The sequence below is a fragment of the Streptomyces sp. NPDC002835 genome (genome assembly GCF_053591995.1).
Genome location: NZ_JBSFUW010000140.1, coordinates 1 through 1,110, shown reverse-complemented (window position 1 = coordinate 1,110; position 1,110 = coordinate 1). Strand labels below are relative to the sequence as shown.

1 protein-coding gene is annotated in these 1,110 nt (G+C 69.3%); it reads left to right on the top strand.

The genetic code is table 11. The annotated features are described in order from the left end of the window. Positions 1 to 1,110, top strand: a 1,110-nt coding sequence (locus ACWD01_RS37545) for a condensation domain-containing protein (RefSeq protein WP_451168479.1), incomplete at both ends; no start/stop codon positions are given.

The following is a 1,110-nucleotide window of genomic DNA, read 5'->3' as shown; positions in this document are numbered from 1 at the left end:
CCCGCGCTGCGTTCCGTGCCGCGCGGCGAGGTGGTTCCGGCGTCGTTCGGCCAGCGGCGGCTGTGGTTCCTCAACGCGATGGACCCGGACACCTCCCCGTACCGGATCCCCGCCGTGCTGCGGCTGACCGGGGAACTGGACACGGCGGCGCTGCGTGCGGCGCTCGCCGACGTGATCGAACGCCACGAGGTCCTGCGGACCGTCTATCCCGCGGTCGAAGGCGAACCACACCAGTCGGTGCTGCCCGCCGACACGGTGGAACTCTGGCGCGAACCGATCGCGACCACCGAGGACGGCCTGCCGGCCCGGCTCGCCGCCGCGTTCGATCAGCCGTTCCACCTGGAGACCGACGCTCCGCTCCGCGCACACCTGCTGCGGATCGAGAACGACGGCGAGGGTGACGAGGAGCATGTGCTGATGGTGGTGCTGCACCACATCGCGAGCGACGGCTCCTCGATCGCGCCCCTGACCCACGACCTCTCCCACGCCTACACCGCCCGACGTGCCGGCACCGCACCCCACTGGGAACCACTGCCCGTCCAGTACGCCGACTTCGCACAATGGCAACGCCAATGGCTCGGCGAAGAGGAAGACCCCGGCTCCGTCATCTCCGCCCAGCTCGACTACTGGCGGAAGACGCTCACCGGACTGCCCGAAGAACTCCAACTCCCCACCGACCGCCCCCGACCGGCCCACGCCGACCACCAAGGCGACTGGGTCACACTCGACATCCCCGCCACCGTCCACCGGCAACTCGCCCACCTCGCGTCCCAGCAACGCGTCAGCATGTTCATGGTCATCCATGCCGCGCTCGCCGCGTTCCTCAGCCGCACCGGCGCGGGCGACGACATCCCCATCGGCACCCCCATCGCCGGACGCACCGACGAAGCCCTCAACAACCTCATCGGCTTCTTCGTCAACACCCTCGTCCTGCGCACCGACACCTCCGGCGACCCCACCTTCACCCAACTCCTCGACCGCACCCGCCGAACCGACCTCGACGCCTACGCCCACCAGGACATCCCCTTCGAACGACTCGTCGAAGTCCTCAACCCCACCCGCACCCTCACCCGCCACCCCCTCTTCCAAGTCATGCTCACCCTCCAGAAC